Raw genomic sequence first — 4,764 nt, 5'->3', positions numbered from 1 at the left:
CAGTCAAACTGCCGCACGCCACAGTTCCTACAACTTATACCCAATCCGGCGCAAGAACTCTTTCCGCCACGCGATACCCGCCTCGTCCTCAACACCCAGCGGCGGCGAACCATCGATCACGCCGAGGATGCCCCGCCCTTGGCTGCTCTCGGCGATTACCACCTCGACCGGGTTGGCGGTGGCGCAAAAGATGCGGCAGACCTCCGGTACCTGTTTGATTGCGTTCAACACGTTAACCGGGTAGAACCCGTTGCCAAGCACGATGAGAAAGCTGTGCCCGGCGCCGATCGCCAGCGCATTCTCGCGTGCCAGCGCGATCAGCGCCTCGTCATTGCCGCTCCAGCGCACCAGCCGTTCGCCCGACGCTTCGCAGAAAGCGAGGCCGAAGCGAATCCCCGGCACGGCGTTGACCAACGCCTCGTGCAGATCTTCGACCGTCTTGATAAAGTGGCTCTGGCCGAGAATGATATTCAGCTCAGCCGGTTTCTTGATTGGCACGAGATGTAGTTCCATCGCTCACCCCTTTAACATAAAGGCGCAAAGATGCAAAGGGTTTTACACGCAAAGGCGCGAAGACGCAAAGGATATTGGGTAGGATGGTGTAAGTGTGCTGGTACCCCTCCCAAAAAACCTCTGCGTCCTCTGCGTTCTTGGCGCCTTTGCGTTTAGAATCTCCGCGCCTTTGCCCTCTCTGCCCCTTACCCCTACCACGCACCCATCTCTTTGATGTCGTTGTGCGGCGCTGCCACTTCGCGCCGGTGCTCGGCGACGAACGAGGCGATGGTTGGCTGCGCCAGCCGGGCAAATTCGCTGTAGGACAGGCTCAGCGCCGTGGTATGCTCTCCCGGTTGGATGAAGATAATCGGATCGGCTGTCAACGTCTCATCAACGTACACCGGCATCTGGTAGAGATTACCGAACGGCGGAATTGCGCCGATCTCGCAATCCGGGAAGGCTTCGGCCAATTCCACCTCAGTCGCCAGCCGTACCTCGCTAGTATTGAGCAACTCGCGCACCTTGGCCAGATCAACCCGGCGCGAAGCCGGCGCCACCAGCATCACCAGCTCGCCATCGGCCACTGCGATCACCACCTTCGCCACCATCTGGTTCGGCACGTGCTCGCGTTCGGCCACCGCCTGCGCGGTGTAGGCCGGCGCGTGATGGTAGAGATGGTAGGCGACGCCATTGTCGTGCAGATACTGTTCGAGCCGTTCGCGGCACTTCATTGTGCTGCCTCCTTTGTTGGGAACGGGCCAATTGCCACGCATGCGCACCTATCGCAAGGATAGGTATACTGTAGCGCAAGCGCGGTGGGTTGCGCGAGAGAGATTGCTCACCTAACGCAAAGATCTGTTTACACATAGGACGCAAAGGGCGCAAAGGGTTTAACACGCAAAGACGCAAAGATCGCAAAGGGTTTGGTGGAGTGGTTCAAGCGTGCTTCTGCCCCGCCCCACAAAACCTTCGCGCCCTCTGCGCCGGCGCAAAGATCGCAAAGTTTTAACACGCAAAGGCGCAAAGACGCAAAGGATGTTGGGTAGGACGGTTCAAGCGTACTTATACCCCGCCCCACAAAACCTTCGCGCTCTCTGCGTCCTTCGCGCCTTTGCTTGCTTTGCGCCTTTAGATATGGCGGTCGTATGCTATGGCCGCTTTCGCCTGACCGTTGTTTCAGCAGCGACCCGGCCCGCCGCACCTTCGCCCGCGCGCTCTACGAACAGGTCAACACGTTGCCGCTCGTCTGCCCGCACGGCCACGTGCCGCCGCAGTTACTGGCTGATCCAGCCGCGCGTTTTGGTTCCCCGACCGAACTCTTCATCCTGCCCGATCACTACATTCTGCGCATGCTGGTCAGCCAAGGGGTTTCGCTCGCACAGATGGGCATTGCGCCGCGCGATGGCGGATGGTACGAGACCGATCACCGCGCGATTTGGCAACGCTTCGCCGAGCACATGCACCTGTTTCGCGCCACCCCCACCGGTCTCTGGCTGGCGACGGTGCTGGTTGAGCTGTTCGGGGTCACGGAACGGATCACCGCCGCTAGCGCCCAACGCATCTACGATCAGATCGCGGCCCGGCTAGCCGAACCCGATTTCTCCCCGCGCGCGCTCTTCCGCCGCTTTCAGAACGAACTGCTCGCCACCACCGCCGCCGCGACCGATTCGCTCGACCACCACCGCCGCCTGCACGCTGACGGCTTCCCACAAGTGCGCCCCACCTTCCGCCCCGACGCCCTGCTCGCGCTCACCAACCCCGGCTGGCGCGAGACTGTTAGCCGGCTAAGTAGTTTGGCCGGGATTGACGTGGTGGATTACCACACCTTACATGATGGCCATCGAACAGCGGCGGGCCGCCTTCAAAGCGCTCGGCGTGCTCGCAACCGATCACGGCGTCGAGACGCCGTACACCGCACGGCTAAGCACGGTGGACGCCGAGACAATCTTCGCTCGCGCTTTGCGCGGCGCGGCCACGGCGAGCGATGTGGCCCGTTTCACCGCCCACATGCTGATCGAGTTTGCCCGCATGAGCTGCGAAGACGGCTTGGTCATGCAGCTCCATGCCGGCAGTTTACGCAACCATCACGCGGCGCTGCTGGCCCGCTTCGGTCCCGACAAGGGCGCCGACATTCCGCTCGCCACCGAATGGACGCGCAACCTGCACCCGCTGCTCAACGCCTACGGCGACGACCCGCGCTTCCGTCTCATCCTCTTCACCCTCGACGAAAGTACCTACAGCCGCGAGCTGGCGCCGTTAGCCGGCTACTATTCCGCCGTGCTGCTCGGCCCGCCGTGGTGGTTCTTTGACAGCGTGCAAGGCATGCGCCGCTATTTCGATCTGGTGATCGAAACGGCTGGCTTCGCCAACACCGCCGGCTTCAACGACGACACCCGTGCCTTCTGCTCAATCCCGGCCCGCCACGAGGTCTGGCGGCGGGTGAGCTGCGACTGGCTGGCCGGGCAGGTAGTCGAAGGACTGCTCACCGAAGACGACGCGGTCGAGCTGGCTAGCGAACTGGCGGTTGGGTTGGCGCGGCGCGCGTATCGCCTGTAGGGCCGCACGGCCGTGCAGCCCCGGCGATGCGTCTACCAGATCCGACGCCACTAGTAGAGCCGCACGGCCGTGCGGCTCCAATGTAAGGACGCACAGCCATGCAGCCCCGACGTAAAAACGTTCAATGGCAGACAGCACGTATGAACAAAGAGGCGATTGATAGCGTTGCGATGGGCTATTTCATCCTCACCCCCAACCCCTCCCCCACGCCAGTGGGCGAGGGGCGCTGCTGCATTCCGCTTCCGTACTGCCGGGCCCGCTAGCGCGTGGCTCCCCCTCTCCCACCGTCAAGGGGGGAGAGGGGGCCGGGGGGTGAGGGCAACTCCCCTCCCCCAGCGGGGGAGGGGCCGGGGGTGGGGGCTATCACAACGCCGCGAAGGACGCAAAGGCGCTGTAGAGCTGGACGGCTGTCCGGCTCCGCAAAGATCGCAAAGTGTTAACACGCAAAGGCGCAAAGACGCATAAGGATGTTATGTAGGAGGTTTAAGCGTGCTTATACCCATCTCAAAAAACCTTTGCGCCCTCTGCGCCTTTGCTTGCTCTGCGTCTTTGTGTCTATGGCGATGCATCTGCCGGATCGGACGAACGGTGGATAGGCAGTTGGGCAGCGCGTGTGCTACACTCTGGATCGACGCAGCTCTAGCGATGGAGTGCGGCAGTCACCCTGCCGCACTCCTCACATTTAGCCGGTATTGCTTAGCCAGAAAGGAACCACCCGTGCTCCTCTACTACCTCGACCTTGCCGGCGTTGCGGTGTTTGCCGCCAGTGGCGTGATTGCTGCCCGCGACCGCGGGCTTGATGTCTTTGGCCTGCTAGTCGTCGCAGCAGTGACCGCGATCGGCGGCGGCACCCTGCGCGATCTGCTGCTCGACCGGCACCCGATCTTCTGGATCAGCGATTCGTGGTACGTCATCGTGATCATCGCAGCGGCAGCGCTGACCGTTGTCTACCTGCGCTTCTGGCCGGCGCCGCGCACGCCGCTGCTGGTGGCCGATGCGTTAGGCTTAGGCTTGTTCGCCCTCTCTGGCGCGCAAGTGGCCGAAGCCGCCCAATGTCCGCCGCTGATCGTGATCCTTCTCGGCACCATGACCGGCGTCACCGGCGGCGCCTTGCGCGATGTGCTCACCGCGCAGGTGCCACTGATCCTGCGCCGCGAAATCTACGCCACCGCCGCCGTCGCCGGGATTGCCGTCTACCTCGGACTGGGAGCGGTCGGGGTCGCGCAACCCATCGCGCTAGGGGTTGGCATGCTGGTGGTCGTGATCCTCCGCCTGCTGGCCGTCCGTCGCGATTTGCACCTGCCGGCGTTGGGGCGGGCATAGAAAGCGGACACGGATCGACACGGGTGGAACGGATTGACACGGATTTGCGGCCCATGCCCCAAAAGAGCCGTGGGCATCCGTGTCCGATGCCCCCAAATGATCCCACCATCCATCACGGCCAGCACCGCGCCGTCTCCACGATATGCTGCGCTAGCGTTGCGGGCAGCTCCGGCTGCCGCAACTGCCCGGCCAGCGCCACGATCCACGGCGCCAGCGCCGCCAGATCGCCGAGCAGCGCCGGACGACCGCGGCGGGCAAGATCACGCAGTGTCGTAGCGAAGAGAGCGGGGTTATTGCCGTGTGCGCTCGCGAGCTGCGGGGCGAGGGCGGCCAGCGCGCGGGCGCGTACCGGATCAAAGGTGATGGCTGTGGCGGCGGCGAGGGCGGCGG

Annotated in this window: 3 protein-coding genes and 2 pseudogenes; 2 read left to right on the top strand and 3 right to left on the bottom strand. The window is 63.4% G+C overall.

From position 1 onward, the window contains the following. Positions 1 to 27: 27 nt before the first annotated feature. Together U9R81_RS15795 and U9R81_RS15790 are read right to left on the bottom strand one after the other, a co-directional pair. A complete protein-coding gene (locus tag U9R81_RS15795; RefSeq protein ID WP_322496389.1) occupies positions 28 to 513 on the bottom strand; it encodes an adenosine-specific kinase in 486 nt (161 codons plus the stop codon). Between the two features lie 191 nt (positions 514 to 704). Continuing rightward, a complete protein-coding gene (locus U9R81_RS15790) occupies positions 705 to 1,226 on the bottom strand; it encodes a YbaK/EbsC family protein (RefSeq protein WP_322496388.1) in 522 nt (173 codons plus the stop codon). 414 nt (positions 1,227 to 1,640) lie between these two features. On the opposite strand from U9R81_RS15790, the pseudogene uxaC reads away from it, so the two are divergent. Further along, positions 1,641 to 3,051: pseudogene (gene uxaC, locus U9R81_RS20100) on the top strand (glucuronate isomerase). Positions 3,052 to 3,768: 717 nt separating this feature from the next. After that, a complete protein-coding gene (locus U9R81_RS15770) occupies positions 3,769 to 4,374 on the top strand; it encodes a trimeric intracellular cation channel family protein (protein ID WP_322496384.1) in 606 nt (201 codons plus the stop codon). A 112-nt stretch (positions 4,375 to 4,486) separates the two neighbouring features. Here U9R81_RS15770 and U9R81_RS15765 read toward each other — a convergent pair. Next, a pseudogene (locus tag U9R81_RS15765) lies at positions 4,487 to 4,764 on the bottom strand (hypothetical protein); the annotation flags it as partial.

Source organism: Chloroflexus sp., assembly GCF_034435895.1.
Lineage (GTDB): Bacteria > Chloroflexota > Chloroflexia > Chloroflexales > Chloroflexaceae > Chloroflexus.
This window is presented reverse-complemented; position numbering and strand designations above follow the sequence as displayed.

Excerpts from the sequence above, each read along its gene's own strand:
- U9R81_RS15795 (WP_322496389.1), bottom strand. The coding sequence starts at position 513 with ATGGAACTACATCTCGTGCCAATCAAGAAACCGGCTGAGCTGAATATC.
- U9R81_RS15790 (WP_322496388.1), bottom strand. The coding sequence starts at position 1,226 with ATGAAGTGCCGCGAACGGCTCGAACAGTATCTGCACGACAATGGCGTC.